We start from the raw sequence: 18,158 nt of genomic DNA, 5'->3' as shown, positions 1-18,158 counted from the left end.
TTTTAAACTAATGAGAGAAATCATGCCCCAAAAAATCATACATACGCTTAAAAGCTCGATTATTGGAAAGAGTTTCGATGAAGAAACAATGGAAAGAGAATATGCGAGGCTATAAGCAATAAAACCTATCCAAAAAATATTTAAATTTAATAATTGATTTTTGCTTATTTCCACTTGATTATCCAAATCCTTTCTTTTAATGATTAGAATTATTCAAATTCTCAACGTTCAAGACTTGTCTAAATAAGCTTTTGTGTTGTTCTAAAATCTTGCAAGTGTCAAACTCATGTGAGAGATATCCCTTTATTTTATTACCCACGCAAAATTTTATCCCTTCAGCTATGTCTTCTGCATTTTTGTACCTGGCAAGGTATCCGTTTTCTTTATGTTTTATCATGTCGGGTATTCCACCCACATCAAAACCAACTACCGGAGTGCCACAACTTAAACTTTCTAAAATTGTAGTGGGTAAGTTATCAGCTAAAGATGGAGCAATAAATACATCGGCTGCATTATAAATCATCATTGGAGAATATTCGTCCCTTAAAAAGCCAGTGAATATAGCGTGGAAAGGAAGTTCATCAGCAATCTCCTTTTTATACCCGCTTCCAAAGACCAGTACGGAAACTTTCTTAAAGGCAATTTCGAGAGCTAAGATTTTCAATGCTTTTATTAAATAGCTCCAACCCTTATAAGGGCTGTCAATAGCGACAGCCCCAAACGCTATTACAAGATGTGACGGATCTATATTTAGATTTCTTTTCGCTATCGATTTATCAAAGGGTTTAAAAAAAGTGTCTTCGAGGATATTAGGTATATGAAATAAAGGTTTGTTTTTTGTCAATGCCGATTCTTTTTCACATTGAAAAAGCCATTTGCTTGGAGAAATAAAATAAATATTATTGTATCTCGAATAAAAGTTTAGTTTTTTATCGAATTCTTTAAAAGACAAGTCCTTTACCTTGTGTTTCGGAAGAATGGGGCAATCGAAGCAATGAGACTTGTACTTCTCACACGTAAAACTATGATGGCAACCACCCGTAATACTCCACATATCGTGCATAAAAAATAAAACCGGCTTCCCCAATTTTGCCAATTTCTCAAAACCTGATATGTTTAAAAAACCACCAAGTGCCCAATGAATGTAAATGATGTCAGCATTCTTCACCTCATCCATTTTCGAAAGGTCAGAACCTAAGATTGGGTAAGAAAAAGCTCCTAGCTCTTTGACATTATTCTTCATTAACCGATCTTGAAGTATACGATCAACACGCGAAATAATCGATGACAACCTTCCTTTCTGTATTATTTTTTCATCATCATTGGTCGCATGACGCAGAGTGATCATAATTGAGCCTATACCATTTTTTAAGAATGCCCGATGCAACCTGAGAGGGGCACGTCCTGATGATTCAGAAAAGACTTGTATTTGGACTACTTTAATCATTTTCAGCGTGCAAGCTCCTGCATTTTCCTTTTGAACAGCAGCCTCTTTTTTATGTCTGAATACAACAGATCCGGAGTGTAGCCCAGCCTGTTTAAACTGCCATATCTTTTGATGTTCCCGGTTTGCGCCATGAATCGGTTTAAACAAATAAGTGGATGATCTATATTAATGTTGGGCAGAGGATTCAATTTATTAATTACCGTAAAAGCAAACTGAAACCCTAATTCCTGGGTAATCTCTAATACCTCGTTGTTAAAATTTCCGTTTGGAAAAGCTACCGTTGAAGGGTTAATTCCGGTTAGGTCAAAAAGTATTTTATTTGACAAAGAAAGTTCCTTTTTTATTTCTTCAGAACTGTAATTAGTCAAAATACTATGATTATCGGTGTGATTACCGATGGTAACGTAAGGGTTTGTGGAAATTTCTTTAAGTTCTTTTATGTTCAAAGGCCTGTCAATGTCCGACCATGGCTCAAACGAGTCGATACCAAAGTTTTCGCTGATATAATTCTCAATAAAACTATGCTTAAAACCTTTGAGATAATTCTGTTCTTTACGTATTTCATCCAGGTTTTTACCTTCTTTCGACCTGAATTTATAAATAGCATCCCACCAATACGATTTATTCTCTAAAATGTTTTTGGTTGTAATAAAGAACGTAGCAGGTATTTTATACTTATTCAGTATTTCAATAGCAAGTGTATTATTAAAATATCCATCATCAAATGTGAGCATAATGCAGGGCTTATTATCCGGGAGCCCCGTTGATAAATCTTCTGGCTTAATAAAGTGATAATTGTTCCGGAGAAAATATTCTATGAAATCAGTAAACTGTCTGACAGTAAGGTTGTTTTGAGGGTCAACATGGTTTAAATTCTTTTCCGCCTCATTTCTATAAATGCCATGAAAATAGAATATTAATAATTTATTCTTTTGATTTTTAAAGTTAAGAATAATAGGATTAATGATATAACCTATTTTCTCAATTAAGTATATTATGCTTTTTTCTAATTTTTGCTTAAAGGGATATAACTTTTTCACGCGTCTTTTCTATAAATTTTTTGTTCTGTAGTCATGGATTGGATTGCTTTTTAAGAATGAGTTGCCTCTTTTATAAAAAGATATTTTCCTTTTACTCATTCCAAATACCTTTCGCTTTATTATTAATTAATTTGTTTGCCTGAATTGGCTCAATAATTATACTTATTGCACACAGTATGATAGTAGACAAAACAATACCGGCAATTCCTATTTTCTTACCTAAATAAATTGCAAGGGGAATATTAAAAAGCATGGTCAGGAAACTAATATATAATTGCAGTTTAATTTTGCCCGCACCATTTAAAAAAAGTGAATAAATATTAGTCCAACAAAGCATTACCACATAGATTGAAAGAGCGAGGGAAACTGAAAAGGGCACGATTATTTCTTTTCCAACCCATACGCGGTAAACGAAATTAGAAAAAACGAGCATTATTAGGGAAAGAATAGCTAATGATGCCCATATTAGTCTAAGATTCTTTAAGCTTTTTTTTATCCAATCAATGTCTTTTTTTACCCATGCTTCAGTATAGGCACTCCAGAATGGCGACATTATAATCCCCATCACCATTGGAATAATACTAAAATACTTATAAGCAATGCTATAAGGAGTAACCTCTGCTGCACCAAATAATTGGGCAATAATAATGTTGCTCGTTTGATATAAAACTATTCCTGCAATCTGAAGTAAAAAAAATTTGACTCCTAATGTCATTAGATCACGGGCATAACTGAATTTTACATATTTAAGCGAAGGCGCATATATTTTATATTTACGCGAGTAAAACCAAATACTGGACACTATAAGAACTGCTGAAGGAATAAAGCCTAATACTGCGCCAAGATAAATTAAATTACCAGAGGTAGTTTTGGTTAGGATAAATATCAGGAGGATTGAAAAGAGGCTTCCATAAAAATTGAAAAGAGAAGCCTTTGCAGGTTGCTGGTCAGCAGTTAAAACGGTAGTTATTAATTGTAAAACAAATTGTAAACAAAAAAATACAAAAACAATCAAAGCAAGGGTGCTTAGTTCCCCCGCCATTTTTGAAGGAGCATTTAAAATCTTTGACCAATTGAGAAAAGGATTGATAGAAAGAAAAATGGCAAGAATTATGGCTACAATGATTGTTAATATTGCGTAAGTGGTGCTTACGTAAATTCTCGCTTTTTCATGTTCGCCTTTGGCAACACTTTCTGCAAATTTATTTCTCAGGCCATTTCCAAAACCGATGTCAAAGAATCCAAACCAACCAATAATAGAACTTAATGTGATCCATATTCCATATTGATCCGAAGTTACATAATGGATTGTCAGAGGAACGAGAAAGAGGCTTATAATAATACTTCCTCCTTTGATCAGGAAGGCAGCTAAAATATTTTTTTTAGCCTTTACACTACGTTCGTGCCCTCTGTTTATTTTACGGTTGATAAAATGGAGAGTAGCGGAGAGTTTATCTTTGGCTCTCATTGGTAAGCTGAATGGTTCCAAAAGCTTGCAGTTGATTTTTTAACTGTTATTATTATTTTTTAAACCCTTATTTTCCCTATATATAATACTTCCTCTGAGAGCTCATCCTATAGGTTTCCAAATCACTATGCACCATTTCCCGAATCATTTCAGGTAAACTATATTTTGGTGCCCATCCGAGCTTTTCTTTTGCTTTTGTAGCATCGCCTATCAAAAGATCCACTTCGGTGGGACGAAAATAATTAGGATCTATCGCTACCACTTCCTTTCCCAGCGGTAATTGGTATTTATCATTGTGGCATGCAGTCACTATTCCTCTTTCCAGTTTCCCTTGTCCTTCAAACTCAATATCAATTCCTGCTTCTGAAAACGCCATTTTTGCCATATCTCTTACAGTCGTGGTAATTCCAGTTGCAATTACAAAATCTTCGGGTGTATCTTGCTGCAAGATTCTCCACATCGCGTCTACATAATCCTTGGCATGCCCCCAGTCTCTTCGTGCATTTAGATTTCCTAAAAATAAGGTATCCTGCAGTCCTTCCGCAATTGCGGCAACCGCGCGGGTAATTTTTCTTGTTACAAACGTTTCGCCCCGAAGAGGACTTTCATGATTGAACAAAATTCCATTGCAGGCAAACATATTGTAGGCTTCCCGGTAATTTACTACTATCCAATAGGCATATAATTTTGCTACCCCATAAGGGCTTCTTGGATAAAACGGAGTTGTTTCTTTCTGGGGAACTTCCTGAACCAGGCCATATAATTCTGAAGTGGACGCCTGGTAAAGTTTCGTCTTCTTTTCCATTCCTAAAATTCGCACCGCTTCAAGAAGTCTTAAAGTTCCGATTCCATCTGCATTGGCAGTATATTCCGGATTGTCAAAACTAACTTTAACATGACTCATCGCCGCTAAATTATAAATTTCGTCAGGCTGCGTTTCCTGCACGATCCGGATAAGATTTGTGCTATCCGTTAAATCACCATAATGCAATTTGAAATTGGGCTGCTTCTCGTGAGGATCTACATAAAGATGATCAATTCTATAAGTATTAATAAGAGAAGATCTTCTTTTGATACCATGAACCTGATATCCTTTAGACAAAAGCAGTTCGGCAAGGTATGCACCGTCCTGCCCGGTAATACCAGTGATAAGTGCGGATTTCATTTATTTGTGGTTTGGAATGAATTAAAAAATTGGAGGAAATGAGCTGGGTTTCTAAAAGTTAAGCGGATTTCATTCCATGAGAGCTAAAAATTAGCAGCTATATCTACAAATTATAATTAGGAAGTAAAAGTTTTTTACTGTTATTTTTATTGAAGAAGATGTAAGCTTGCCTCCTGCGATAAAAGAGGTTGCAAAGATTTCTGCCCATCAATTTCTGCACTTAAAGTAAGGCCAATCACAGGAATACTAACTTTAGCAACAGTATTCCTAATTTTTAAAATATTTTCTGAGAAAGATTGGGTTGCGCCATCTATCATGTGTGATAAACTGCTCCCATTCACTTGAATTTTTTGAACTTTTATATCATAGAAATTTTTTGTAAAATTTTTTATTAACAAAATATCATTTTCTGAAACTAAAGCTGGTCTTTGCTTCCAGTATACAAAGTTAATCACCTTATTTAAGGACAAAATAAAATCTTTATCGCTTTCTGCTGTTTTTACAAAGAGATAATTTGGGAACAATGGAACTTTCTGAAGTTTCGCTTTTCCATTTTTGTTAGTTATTACCGAATGCAAAGGATAATAATTTTCGATTTTCCTTTTTGAAAGTTTGGAGGCTATTTTTTTCTCCCAATTATTTTTTGTGTAGATCAGGTACCAATTCGTCTGCATAATTTAATTATTAAAATTTAAAACTGCAGCAATTCAAAGGATTAATATTTTAAAAAGACACACGGCTTCGCCGTCCTCAGTCACATTCAGTGAATTGAGTTTAATAATTTTTCATTGGTATAGATTTATTATTAGATAACTTCCTTTTTTTCTAAAATCCTACGGTCTTTATTTCCGTACACATAATCATAGCCATAGCCATAATTATTCTTAAAAAATCCCCTCATTTTCACGCCATTAAAAATAATAGCAGGATTATTTATAGGATTAATATGGATGTTCTCATCAATCCTCCTGATTAGCATTTTTGGTGTATAGTTATGCCTTATCACATACAAGGTTGCATCACATAAACTGGTTAACACATAACCATCCGTTACCAATACGATCGGCGAGGTATCAATAACTATAAAATCAAATATATTTTCAAGGTAATTAAGCAAATCAACCACTTTTCCGTTTGACAACAGTTCTGAAGGGTCATTTGGAAGGTATGCTCCTGCAGAAATAAAAAATAAATTTTCGTGATGGTCAAGTTGTTTTATAATATCCTCCGGGTCTTTTTCCCCCTCAAGATACTCAGTGATCCCGGCTTCTCTATCTACATCTAATATCTTATTCAAGGTCGGATTGTTCAAATCCATGTCTATTAAAACAGCTTTTTTCCCTGTCAAAGCAAGGCTCATTGCTAAATTGGCTGATATAAAACTTTTCCCTTCACCGGAAATACTCGAAGTAACCAATATTTTTTTGTGAGAGGAATCGATACCCAAAAAGGAAAGAGATATCCTTAATTTTCTAAACTCTTCAGCCACAAAACTTCTTTTTCCTTTTTCAATTACAATTTTGTCTTTTGATTTATCAAAAGCGACTTCACCGATAATCGGAATCGTAGTTAAAGACTCAATTTCATGTCTATAAAGCACCTTCCCGGTGAGGAATTCTTTAATAAAAATAAATGCCGCGGCTATTCCAACTAATAATAAAACAGAAATTAAGTAAATGAGCATTCTTTTTGGACTAACCGGGCTTGGAGAAGCTTGCGCATAATCAACTACCCTGCTATTGGAAACCGCAGATGCATAAGCGATTTCACTTTCCTCCTTTTTCTGAAGCAGAAAAGAATAAAGGTCACTTTTTATTTGTTGTTCTCTGCTGATATCCAGTAGTTCGCGCTCTTTTTTAGGAACAGTTTCGAGAACTGATTTATAAGCCTGGTTTGTAGCGTTGATATTTTGTTTACTTGCCAGAAGGCTTTGCCTTTGGCTGCTTATATTGCTTAAAATGCTGGGTTTTATTTTATTAATTCTATCTGCGATTGTTACCAGACTCGGATTATTTTCTCCTACCGTTTTCCTCAAATTATCATATTCAAGTTCAGAAGCATATAATTTGTCAACTAACTGACTAAGCATCGGATCAGAAACACCTAAAGTAGAAGGCACAATACCTCCTTTACTGTTTTTATTAGATTTCACAAAATCTTCTACTTTCTCCAAAACTGCAAGCTGTGTGTTCAAATCTCCCAACTTCTGATCATTTGCACTCACATTTTGCAGAAATAACTGGCCTTGCGTACTGATATCAACTGCCTGATTCCCTGATTTATATTGCTGCACCTTTCTTTCAATGCTGTCCATGTCGCGCTCTACAAGCGCCAGCCTGTTATTCACAAACTCAAGTGTATTTTTCGCAAGAATATCTTTCTCCTCGTTAGCAGATTGCTGGTATGACTCAATAAGCTGATTCAAAATATTTTCAGCTCTCAACGGATTTTCATCCCTGTAATATAATTCAACAATTGAGGAAAGTTTATTTGCTGCCTGCACGAATAAACCCGGTAAAAACCAGGGGGCAACCACTTTCGGACGATTCAGCGAAAAATATAATTGTTTCTTGACTGTGTCCTCTTTAAAATACTTATTTGGCATAAACTTAAGCCTTCCATAAGGCGTGGTAACCAGGCTATCTATGGGGAAAGAATATTTGTGGTCAAGAGTTACCGTGTTTTGAACCCGGTCATAATTTATGTCTATTTTGTCATAACTGCGGAGAGAATCTGGATACAGAGCAAAGATAGTCACAGGGGATTGCGTATAAGCTAAAACATCATGCACATCGCCTTTTTTATACACCGGAGCATACAGACCTAATTTTCTCACCACATTTTCCATTAGTTTCCTGCTCTGTAAAATTTCAATTTCGTTTTCAACAATTTTTTTAGATGAAATTTGATCGAGAGATTCCACCAGTTTTGATTCCTCATTGCCCTTCTTTTCGTCTTTAATGATTAATGTAGCTGCAGCCTGATACATTGGCGTGGTATACCTCAGGTAAATGTGGGCTGCTACTAATCCGATCAAAATTGCAATGAGAAAAAGAGGCCAATAAGGAATATATTTTGACGCAAATTGCTGCATAAAATTCGTTTCCTTTTCTTCCCTATTGTGATTTCTGTTCAACTGCATTTTCAATGATTTGAAATTCTACGGATATCTTAAAAGTCTATCTAAAACAATTGCAACCACTGATAACGCACTAAAAATTATTGGTAAAAATTGGGTTGACCTGGTTGCTGTGGCAGCTTTTGTTGCATTGGGTTGAACATATACAACATCATTCGGCTTCAAATAATAATATGGAGAATTAAAAAAATCGCTGGAATTCAAATTAATGTGCCGCGTAATCTTCGCTCCGTTTTCTTCCCTGATCAACAAAACATTATCGCGCTTTCCATAAATGGTAAGGTCACCTGCCAGGCCCAGAGCCTTCAGCAACGAGATTTTTTCATTTGGAACCGTTATTACGGTCGGCCTCGCTACTTCTCCAAGGATAGTAACTTCATAGTTTAAATACCTTATGTCTACAATCGGATCTACCAATAGCTTTTTGTTTAAAATAATATCAGTAATCTTTGTTTTTAATTCTTCCTTTGTAAGCCCTGCGGCTTCTACAGCGCCCAAAATAGGCAAATCAACTGTGCCATTAGCATTTACCAAATATCCTCCGGATTCATTATTGCTTCCGGTAACGGTAGTTGCGCGGCTTACATTGTTTGATTGCAAATTAAAAGGTTGCGATGCTTCGGCGTTTGCACTGCTGATGGTAATACTTAAAATATCATTTGGTTGTATCGGTGATTGCCTCGGCACTTTAGTGTCTTTAAATGTAGCATCAGGTACATTGTTGAAATACACAATTTTCTTCGAGTTGGCACAGGAAGAAATCATAATGGAGGCCGAAACAAAAATTATCAGAGGTAAAAATACTTTGGGCATATTCTATTTATTATCCGTAATCATTACTTAAAGCACAGTGGATATAATCAGTGATTTTTGTTAGGAACGGGATCAGGGTAATAACGTAAAAATCAGATCTTTCTTGTGGGTTGGATAATAAAAATTATCTTTTGCGGGCACAAACCTAATAGTTTAAACGGTGATATCCAAATTTTTGGGTTAAAAAAATTTGCAGTACGTTCAAATGTTTTCAGAAATCAAAATTCTGGATCATTTACCAACCGATAGGCCAATTAACTGCGGGGTTTGAATGAACCTTAATAACGATGTGGATAAATTTTTAAAAAAAGACTTGCATTCCCAGGATCCGCATTTTATATTTACATCTTCTTACGAATTTTTGCTTCAATTCCTTTGAAACTCCCGGCGTAGATTTTTTTCACCATCTGCTAAAGATGGGAATCAGTTGAATGAAACCAACCTACAACTTATTATCACCCAAATCCTTTAAAAATACCTATAACCCCTACCTCTGAATAACCTGTTACACTTAGTGGCACAAATTTTATTAATACTTTATAAAATGCTCACTGGTGGAAGAATTCTTCGATATTTCTTAAATTCAAACAGGTGTTATGGAAAATATTTACAATGCTTATACACGGGAAATCAACGGAAAGACTTTTTATTTTGTAAAAAAATTGATTTTTTACCCTGAAGTAAAGGACGGTTCTCCCATTCTCGATAGATTAGGAATGCATACCAATTTTCACAAAGCATGCCATATCGCTGAAGTTCATGATGACCAGGTTGTAAATCGGTTAATGAATGAACTCCATATTATTACAGAATCTGCAAGGGTGATACATTTGCAAAAAGCAAAAGCTGTTACTCATTCGTTATTGAAAAATACCCAACATGCTCTCTTAAAGCTAAAATTAGCTTCGTTTAGCTAAGGATTATGTTACAAAGTGTTATCAGTCAGCAACACTTAACTGACATATTATAATTCAGAATTAGTTTTTCTTTAATAAAATATAAATCAGCTATATTTTTTTGTTTGCTGTATTACACTCGAGCCTGTTAATCGTATCATAAATCAAAACACAGTATTTACACAACCATCCGTTTTTTTTATCTTGCCTCTAAATAAATAGGCATGAAAAAATTTTTACTCATTTTCAATATCATATTGCTGATTCTTGTCGGATATCTCTATTATTTACATTTTACAGGTACGCATTCAACACAAATTAATCAGAAGGTACCAGACTCGGGGCAGCCAAGCCATAATGAAAAGGCGAAAGTTGCCTATATAGATTTGGATTCTTTGCAAAATAATTATGGCTATTATAAAAAATTAAAAAAAGACTTTGAGGAAAAGCAAACCCGGGCTAATGATGAAATTACGGCCCTGCAAAAAAGATATCAAAGCCGCGCAATGCAGTTGCAGCAAAAAGCGGCCTCAATGAGCCAGGCACAACAGCAGGACGCTATGCAGGAAATTAATAAAATGCAACAGGATTTACAGGAAAGAAAACAAAATATTGACAATGATCTTTTTAATGCCAACTCAAAAATGAAAGAAGATATTTTGATCCGCATTCAAAACTTTTTAAGAGACTTTAATAAGGATGGCAAATATTCCTACATATTTTCCTATGAGCCCGGTTTTATGTTTTATAAAGATTCAACCCTTAATATTACTCCGGAAGTAATCCAGGGATTAAATAGTCTGGATTCCTCCAAAAAAAAGTGAAGATGAGGAATGTGAAATAAATATTTATCTTCAACCCCGTTTATTTTAAAACGGGATTTTTTTATGAATCAACATGCCACTGCCTTTAAGCCAAGTTTACGTTTGATAGATGCAACCATGATCGTTGCAGGCTCTATGATTGGTTCCGGAATTTTTATCGTCAGCACTGATATTGTAAGAAATGTTGGAAGTGCTGGATGGCTTATTGTAGTTTGGGTGCTTAGCGGAATTATGACCGTTGTAGCAGCAATAAGTTACGGTGAAATGAGCGGAATGTTTCCCAGGGCAGGCGGACAATATGTATACTTAAAAGAAGCATTCAATCCATTATTTGGATTTTTATATGGATGGAGTTCTTTTACGGTAATTCAAACTGCAACAATAGCTGCAGTGGCAGTCGCATTTAGTCGTTTTACAGCCTACATAGTCCCGGGAGTTGGTGAAACCGTTTTTCTTTTTTCCTTAGGAAATTTCCATATTTCTGCTGCGCAGATTTTGGCGATCGCCTTAATAATTTTTCTTACTTACACTAATACCAGGGGAATTAGGGGAGGAAAAATTATTCAGACAACTTTTACTTCTGTAAAATTATTTTCACTTTTTGGTCTCATAGTGCTTGGTTTTTTGGTGGTAAAGCATAATTTTTGGGATGAAAACTGGCAAACCGGATTCCATGCCGTTCAGTTGGAAAAATCAGCGGGATCTTTTGTAAAAAATGGCAACTGGTTTCCCATCAGTGGTACAATTTTAATAGGAGCCATCGCGGCTTCAATGGTGGGCTCCCTTTTTAGCAGCGATGCGTGGAATAACGTAACTTTTATTGCTGCGGAAATAAAAAATCCCAAACGAAATATTGGCCTTAGCCTCTTTTTCGGAACGCTGACGGTTTGTATTATTTACATAGTAACCAATTTAATGTACTTATATGTACTTCCATTGCATGAAATAGCTTTCCCCGGTGGCGACAGAGTGGCTGTAGCTGCGTCGAATGCGATTTTTGGAAAGGCGGGTGCTGTGATAATTGCTGCGATGATTATGGTTTCAACTTTTGGATGCAACAATGGCCTTATTTTGGCGGGAGCAAGGGTTTATTATACAATGGCAAAAGATGGACTATTTTTTAGAAAGTCAGGAATATTAAATAAGAAAGCAGTTCCTGAATGGGCCCTTTGGGCTCAGGCAATTGTAGCTTCCCTCCTTTGTTTAAGTGGCGGATACAATGATCTTCTTGATATGATTGCATTTGTAGTGGTTATTTTTTATGTACTCACTATTATAGGAATTTTTGTGCTTCGAAAAACACGGCCGGAAATGAGCAGGCCATATAAAGCTTATGGATATCCTTTTCTTCCCGCTTTATATATATGTATGGGATGCATTTTTTGTATTTTTCTAATAATTTTTAAACCTGTTTATACATTGTGGGGATTGGGAATTGTGCTGGCAGGTATTCCTGTCTATTTTATTACAATTCAAGCCAGAAAAACAAATCACAGATCGAATGAGTTTTGATTTTGATAAATTATTTGAAGAAATTTCCAGGTTAAAGGTTGCAATTATTGGCGACGTAATGTTAGACACCTACTGGTGGGGAAATGTTGAGAGAATTTCCCCCGAGGCCCCGGTTCCGGTTGTACTTGTAAATGAAAAGGAAAAAAGAATTGGTGGCGCCGGTAATGTTGCGCTCAATGTGCAGGCGTTGGGAGCTTCAGTTGCTTTGCTTTCCATTTTGGGAGATGATGAAGATGGGTTGCAACTGAAAAATCTGTTGCGCGAAAATAATGTGGATACACGGTTTATCCTGGAAAGTAAAAACAGGATCACCACCAACAAAATCAGGATAATCAGCCGCAACCAACAAATGATGCGCCTTGATGCCGAAACCCTGGAAGATCTGAATTTTAATGATGAAGAGAAACTAAACAATCAAATTGAAAAATTTATCCTGAATGAAAAGCCCGATTTGGTAATATTGGAAGACTATAACAAAGGCATTCTTACAGAAAAAATTATTACGCACACAATTCAAATTTGCAATCAAAATAATGTTTTGACGGCAGTAGATCCTAAAAGGAAGAACTTTTTTAGCTTCAAAAATGCCACTCTATTCAAGCCGAACTTAGCTGAAGTTTTCTCAGGGCTTAACCTGATACCCGAAGCGGTTACTGAGGAACTAATGTGCAGAATTCATGCGCTTCTAAATACAGCGTTAAATCATTCAGCATCGCTGATTACACTTTCTGAAAGGGGCGTTTTTTATCAACAGGATGCTGATAAAAAAATTATTCCATCTCACCGGAGAAATATTGCAGATGTAAGCGGAGCCGGCGATACCGTTATTGCTGTAGCAGCGCTGGTGTATATTGCCACAAAAAACATTGACCTGTCGGCGAGAATTTCAAATATAGCCGGTGGCATTGTTTGTGAACAGGTAGGAACTGTGGCCATTCAAAAAGAAAGGCTTCTGGAAGAATGCAAAAAATTATTAAATAAATAAATTATAATGGCGGGGCAATCATTTTCAAATATCGCCGATGAATTCATTTAGATTTGCCCCCATTTCATCAATTAAAAGAACATGAAGAAAACAGCCATAATCGTTGCTGCAGGAAACGGTTCACGGATGAAGAGTGATATACCCAAACAATTCCTGATTCTTAATAATAAACCATTATTATATTATTCTATCAAGGCCTTTTTTGATGCTTTTGAGGATATCAACATTATTTTAGTTCTACCCGAAGATTATATTGCAAATGGGCAGGAAATAATTGATGGATTTTTTGATTCTTCAAAAATTAAAATAACCGCCGGCGGAAGAACACGTTTTCATTCTGTAAAAAACGGAATTTCCTTAATTGAGGACGAGGGCATCGTATTTGTTCACGATGGCGTAAGGTGTCTTGTTTCAAAAAATCTTATTCAAAGATGCTACGAAACTGCCGTTGAATCAGGGTCCGCCGTGCCGACAATAAATGCTGCTGACAGTCTTCGGATGCTCACCAAAAATGGAAATAAAATTCTCGACAGATCTAAAGTGAAGTTGGTGCAAACACCCCAAACCTTTCACAGTAAAATTTTGTTGCCTGCCTTTTCTATTGATTATAAAGAAAAGTTCACGGATGAAGCTTGCGTAGTGGAAGCCTACGGAATAGTAATCAATTTAGTGGAGGGAGAACAAACAAACATTAAAATTACTACCCCACAGGATCTGGAGCTGGCAAAAATTTTATTGAATGAATAATTTTGCAATAGCCGGCAATTTATTCATTTTTATTCCCGAATATTTTTCTAATTGAGCTCCAAAATTTTTATAAAAAAATGCCAGGCTTGTAATGCTGCTGCCTTCAAAATCCAGCACTGTGTCACTCCCTGAGTAATCTCTGATAAATGCATCAATTAATAAATGAGAAGCACCGGAAGTTTTTCCATCGGGATGATTTCCTACCAGAATATAATAAGCTCTGCCATGTGAAAAAAGAAAAACACAGGATGCTACCAATTTATTTTGCGCAGAATAAACGCCGTAGGTTACGGCCTGATTTTGTTCTTTTAAATATTTAAAAAGCGACTTAAAATTTGAAAAATCGTCGTCTTGTAGAGACGAGAAATTCCTGGACTGTATTTTTGAAAGTTCAATAATTTCTTGAATGTTAATTTGCGTTTTAACTGTGTTTCCATACTGAACCGAGCGTTTTATATTTCGTTGGTGGCTGGTGGCATAATGCTTTCTTATCGTTTCATAATTTTCTGTGAGCGGCAGGATATAGTTATGTCTTTCATACATCGGAAATTCAGGAAGGGAAAACAAATTGCTTTTATTCAAATAAAAATCCCAATATTTAAATTTTCGCGGAATATTTTGTAAAAATAATATTACCACTTCGGCAGATATATCATTTCCAAAAACGCCCAGTGATGCAGTAAACCTCGGTTGATACAAATAAAATATCGAATACTTTTTCTTCCATGCCAGCGGCATCACTTTTTCGTAATCATCTGCTACCAATGCATCCCAATTTTCACTCATTGCATCCAGGTAAAATGAATACGGATATATCAAGCCGTTGGCCGCTTTATCTATACACGCGTCCCATTTTTTTTTGTCAATATCTTTATGATGCAGATAATATATTTTCAAGTGAATCTTAGTTTTTAAAATTCAATCTGATAAATGTAAAAATTTATTCAGCCGGAAATTCTGAATGTTGATACTGAAAGAAATGGTTTTAAAGAACCGGTTCTTTGGAATAGTTGACTTATAATAATCACGATAGATTTTACTGTACAATACAGGAATATAAATGTTGACCAGGTTTTTCAGCATAGAAATTTGCAAGCCTGCATCATATAGAAATTTTCCTGTCGAGGAATTTTTATTCCACGCTTCTGCATAGGTGCCGATGTCAAGAAATAATTTTAAAGAATTTGTGACTGATTGATCTGAAAACAATTTCATATCCGGAAGCAAATCAGAGTTTAAATTAAGTGCTGCTAACCAATTATCAGTTTTGCCAATTTTGTTTGAAAGCAAATCAGTCCTGACTTTAAAGCCTCCGTCCCTAATCATTATTTGCTGAGATCTGGCCCCCTCAAATTCATTGCGGCCCACGAAATAATTGCTGTAGGTGTAATCTTCATAACCATTCGCTCCGGTCATGTTCAAATGATATCTATCTGTTTCAAAGCGTTTGTAGATAGTGGGGAAACCGAGATACATAAATTTTCCTGCAAAGAATCTTGCAGCCATTCCACCTCCAGTTGAATAATTAAAAAAATATTTTCCTTCAAATGAAAAACGGACAAATTTGTTGCTTTGCTGTATTTGAACGTCGGAAGAATAAGGATACAGAGCACGGTCATTTCTAAATACAAAATCCAGTTGGTTTAAATAACGGTTCACTTCTGGATAACTAACAATATCTTGCTGCAAAATAGTATCGCGGTTAAACGATAATTGAGTTTCGTTTATAAAAAAAGTTTTCCATTGCAGCCACTTCGTCACCTTGCTGGTTGCATATTTATTTCGGAAAGTGAGTGTAAGCGATGGGACGATTTTATAAAATCTCAGATAATTTTTGTGAGCGGTTGAATCAGTAAATTCATCCATAGAAAACTTTTCTCCGCTCAATGAAAGTTCAGCTTTTCGAATCCATCCATAGCTCATCATATTATATCCTATTCTTCCAATAATATTGAATGAATTGGTAGTTTGGCTATACAGTGGAGCAAGAAAAAAGTGCAATTTATATCCCGGCAAAGTATAATTATGTACCAATCCACCAAGCATGATTTTGTCATAAAAATTATAGCCCGCCGCGGGTGAAAGAAAAATATAATTATATCTATCAGTTTTGTTTAAATCGTACAGAAAACTGATTTTATATTGTTTCTTTTGAGGCGGTTCAAGCCTTCCTTTTTTAGATAATAAAGAAAACATTGAATCCATATTTTTTCCACTCACCTCATTGACAATATTTTTAAAATCTTCCGGATAAGGATGTTTAAATTTCCATTGTTCGTAATAATTTTGCATACAGCTATCGAAAATTTTTTTGCCTAAAAAATTTTCTAACTTTTTCATCCAAAAGCTTGTCTTGTAATAAGCAATTGCATTATAATTTATTTCAGAAAAATCCTTTGAACGGGTTGCAATGGGTTGATCTTTCTTTTCAGCAATTTGAATATTATATAAAAATTTTTCTTCATCAGCAGGTAATCTTTTACTGAAAAAATTACCTGTTTCGATATTATTTTTCGAATATCTTAATGCATAATACCGGTTGTCGTAGTAAGAATTCATTCCTTCATCCATCCAGGGAAATTCTCTTTCGTTGGTAGCTAATATGCCGTAAAGCCAGTTGTGGCCTACTTCGTGCTCAATCGTCATATCCAAAGATTCCATATCTTCCATCGGTGAAATGCTCGTAATAGTCGGATATTCCATGCCTCCTGCAAATCCCATTTTGGCTTCCACAACCGAAATAGTAGAATAAGGGTATATACCTAGCCATTCGCTTCTGGTACGCACGGCCTCTTTGATAAACCTCATACTATTTTTCCAAACTGCTGAATCGCCAGGAAGAAAAAACGACCATGCATTTATGGTTTTTCCTGAGTTTAATTGCAAAGTATCATGCAATACTTGAAAACTTTTATCTGCAAACCATGCAAAATCATGAACGCTATCCTGCACGTAAGTAAGAGTTTTTGTTTTTTTAGATACCTGCGAAATATCAGACGATTTCATTTCAGAAAATGATGTTTTATCTTTTTTATTAAGGGCTTTCGGCTGGTATCTTTTTTTTAATTTTTTCTTTTCGCCGGAGGCCGGCTCAATATTATTTTCTGATTCCTGCTTTTTGCTTTCCGCTTTTGGCTTTACGCTTTCTGCTTTCAACCATTTTACTTCATCTTTATTTTGCAGTTCACCTGTGGCTGCTACAACATAATTTTCAGGAACTGTAAGGCATACCTGAAAATTTCCGAATTCACTATAAAATTCGCCCTGTTCAAGATAAGGCATCGGATGCCAGCCTTTTTTATCATACACCGCAGGCTTTGGATACCATTGAGTAATCTGGTAAGATTTGCCGATAAACCCTCCTCTGGAAAAATTGAAAGGAATCTTTACATGAAAAGGCGTTGAAATTGAAATTGTTTGCCCCGGGCGGAGTGGCGATGGCAAAATAAGCTTGCCTATATCAATATATAGTGAATCATCTTCCAAAACCGCCGGAATATTATTTACTTTAAAATCCAGCCTGTTGATATACCCTCTTTTTGATTCGTCGGCGAAATAAAAATCCGTCCTCCCCAACTTTAACAATTGCTCACTAAAAGCCGTTTGATCATTCTTGAAAGCATTTGGCCAAAGATGAAACCAGATATAATGAAGCGTGTCAGAAGAGTTATTGGTATATTTTATAATCTCAAAGCCGTCTAAAGTATTCTCTGCATCGTTCAGCGTGACATCAATTTTGTAATTTAAAAACTGTTGAAAATAAATAGACTGGCAAAAGGATTTTGAAAAAGGAAAGGATAGAATAAAAAACAAAAAAAGGCTTTTCAAGATCGGTTGTTTCATCAAATGTAAAATAAAAATGCTCTAAACCAGACTACCGAGCGGGAACATATATTATAGCTGATGTAAGTATTTATAATATCCCAGAATTGACAGATAGACTTTAAAAGTGAGAAAACAAAAAAAATCCTATAAAATAATGTTATTTGAAATAAAAGTTTACCTTTATACCCTGTTAATGGGTTTAGTTTGTTTTTCTTTTGGCTGATGTTCTCCTCAAAGATTTCTTCAGTTCATTGTAGCTACTGAATCATTAATTATTTAATCTATTTTTTAAAACAA

Annotated in this window: 14 protein-coding genes; 5 read left to right on the top strand and 9 right to left on the bottom strand. The window is 35.3% G+C overall.

The features are described 5' to 3' along the window. Positions 1-196: 196 nt before the first annotated feature. The 7 genes from EFY79_RS21735 to EFY79_RS08750 all read right to left on the bottom strand — a co-directional run bounded on the left by EFY79_RS21735 (position 197) and on the right by EFY79_RS08750 (position 9,072). Positions 197-1,054, bottom strand: a complete 858-nt coding sequence (locus tag EFY79_RS21735) for a glycosyltransferase (RefSeq protein WP_233577960.1) — start codon at positions 1,052-1,054, stop codon at positions 197-199. Between the two features lie 395 nt (positions 1,055-1,449). After that, positions 1,450-2,487 (bottom strand): polysaccharide deacetylase family protein, encoded by a 1,038-nt coding sequence (locus EFY79_RS21730; RefSeq protein ID WP_123120318.1) that lies wholly within the window; start codon positions 2,485-2,487, stop codon positions 1,450-1,452. Between the two features lie 91 nt (positions 2,488-2,578). Beyond that, the gene (locus tag EFY79_RS08770; protein ID WP_148041884.1) at positions 2,579-3,976 is read right to left on the bottom strand and encodes a lipopolysaccharide biosynthesis protein; all 1,398 of its coding nucleotides are present in this window, start codon (positions 3,974-3,976) and stop codon (positions 2,579-2,581) included. Positions 3,977-4,031: 55 nt separating this feature from the next. After that, positions 4,032-5,120, bottom strand: coding sequence for a GDP-mannose 4,6-dehydratase (gene gmd / locus EFY79_RS08765; RefSeq protein WP_123120316.1), 1,089 nt, complete (start codon positions 5,118-5,120; stop codon positions 4,032-4,034). A gap of 146 nt (positions 5,121-5,266) precedes the next feature. Then, positions 5,267-5,794, bottom strand: a complete 528-nt coding sequence (locus EFY79_RS08760; protein WP_123120315.1) for a UpxY family transcription antiterminator — start codon at positions 5,792-5,794, stop codon at positions 5,267-5,269. 131 nt (positions 5,795-5,925) lie between these two features. Next, positions 5,926-8,262: a GumC family protein gene (locus EFY79_RS08755; RefSeq protein WP_123120314.1), complete on the bottom strand. Its 2,337-nt coding sequence runs from the start codon at positions 8,260-8,262 to the stop codon at positions 5,926-5,928. An 18-nt stretch (positions 8,263-8,280) separates the two neighbouring features. Then, positions 8,281-9,072, bottom strand: coding sequence for a polysaccharide biosynthesis/export family protein (locus tag EFY79_RS08750; protein WP_123120313.1), 792 nt, complete (start codon positions 9,070-9,072; stop codon positions 8,281-8,283). Between the two features lie 596 nt (positions 9,073-9,668). Here EFY79_RS08750 and EFY79_RS08745 point away from each other — a divergent pair. The 5 genes from EFY79_RS08745 (at position 9,669) to EFY79_RS08725 (ending at position 14,036) form a co-directional block, all read left to right on the top strand. Then, positions 9,669-9,989, top strand: a complete 321-nt coding sequence (locus EFY79_RS08745; RefSeq protein WP_123120312.1) for a hypothetical protein — start codon at positions 9,669-9,671, stop codon at positions 9,987-9,989. Positions 9,990-10,192: 203 nt separating this feature from the next. Beyond that, complete coding sequence (locus EFY79_RS08740) at positions 10,193-10,792, top strand: OmpH family outer membrane protein (RefSeq protein WP_123120311.1); 600 nt, start codon at positions 10,193-10,195, stop codon at positions 10,790-10,792. A gap of 63 nt (positions 10,793-10,855) precedes the next feature. Then, positions 10,856-12,304, top strand: coding sequence for an APC family permease (locus EFY79_RS08735; RefSeq protein ID WP_123120310.1), 1,449 nt, complete (start codon positions 10,856-10,858; stop codon positions 12,302-12,304). Further along, entirely contained in the window at positions 12,294-13,289 is a 996-nt protein-coding gene (locus EFY79_RS08730) for a bifunctional heptose 7-phosphate kinase/heptose 1-phosphate adenyltransferase (protein WP_123120309.1), read from the top strand. Before EFY79_RS08735 ends, EFY79_RS08730 begins: the two co-directional genes overlap by 11 nt. An 81-nt stretch (positions 13,290-13,370) precedes the next feature. Continuing rightward, positions 13,371-14,036 (top strand): 2-C-methyl-D-erythritol 4-phosphate cytidylyltransferase, encoded by a 666-nt coding sequence (locus EFY79_RS08725; RefSeq protein ID WP_123120308.1) that lies wholly within the window; start codon positions 13,371-13,373, stop codon positions 14,034-14,036. Here EFY79_RS08725 and EFY79_RS08720 read toward each other — a convergent pair. Beyond that, the gene (locus EFY79_RS08720) at positions 14,022-14,933 is read right to left on the bottom strand and encodes a hypothetical protein (protein WP_123120307.1); all 912 of its coding nucleotides are present in this window, start codon (positions 14,931-14,933) and stop codon (positions 14,022-14,024) included. The genes EFY79_RS08725 and EFY79_RS08720 overlap by 15 nt on opposite strands. A gap of 21 nt (positions 14,934-14,954) precedes the next feature. Next, positions 14,955-17,864, bottom strand: coding sequence for a M1 family metallopeptidase (locus EFY79_RS21420; protein ID WP_158605183.1), 2,910 nt, complete (start codon positions 17,862-17,864; stop codon positions 14,955-14,957). Positions 17,865-18,158: the final 294 nt, after the last annotated feature.

This window comes from Hanamia caeni (assembly GCF_003721595.1).
Lineage (GTDB): Bacteria > Bacteroidota > Bacteroidia > Chitinophagales > Chitinophagaceae > Ginsengibacter > Ginsengibacter caeni.
This window is presented reverse-complemented; position numbering and strand designations above follow the sequence as displayed.

Excerpts from the sequence above, each read along its gene's own strand:
- EFY79_RS21735 (WP_233577960.1), bottom strand. The coding sequence starts at position 1,054 with ATGTGGAGTATTACGGGTGGTTGCCATCATAGTTTTACGTGTGAGAAG.
- gmd (WP_123120316.1), bottom strand. The coding sequence starts at position 5,120 with ATGAAATCCGCACTTATCACTGGTATTACCGGGCAGGACGGTGCATAC.
- EFY79_RS08760 (WP_123120315.1), bottom strand. The coding sequence starts at position 5,794 with ATGCAGACGAATTGGTACCTGATCTACACAAAAAATAATTGGGAGAAA.
- EFY79_RS08755 (WP_123120314.1), bottom strand. The coding sequence starts at position 8,262 with ATGCAGTTGAACAGAAATCACAATAGGGAAGAAAAGGAAACGAATTTT.
- EFY79_RS08750 (WP_123120313.1), bottom strand. The coding sequence starts at position 9,072 with ATGCCCAAAGTATTTTTACCTCTGATAATTTTTGTTTCGGCCTCCATT.
- EFY79_RS08745 (WP_123120312.1), top strand. The coding sequence starts at position 9,669 with ATGGAAAATATTTACAATGCTTATACACGGGAAATCAACGGAAAGACT.
- EFY79_RS08740 (WP_123120311.1), top strand. The coding sequence starts at position 10,193 with ATGAAAAAATTTTTACTCATTTTCAATATCATATTGCTGATTCTTGTC.
- EFY79_RS08735 (WP_123120310.1), top strand. The coding sequence starts at position 10,856 with ATGAATCAACATGCCACTGCCTTTAAGCCAAGTTTACGTTTGATAGAT.
- EFY79_RS08730 (WP_123120309.1), top strand. The coding sequence starts at position 12,294 with ATGAGTTTTGATTTTGATAAATTATTTGAAGAAATTTCCAGGTTAAAG.
- EFY79_RS08725 (WP_123120308.1), top strand. The coding sequence starts at position 13,371 with ATGAAGAAAACAGCCATAATCGTTGCTGCAGGAAACGGTTCACGGATG.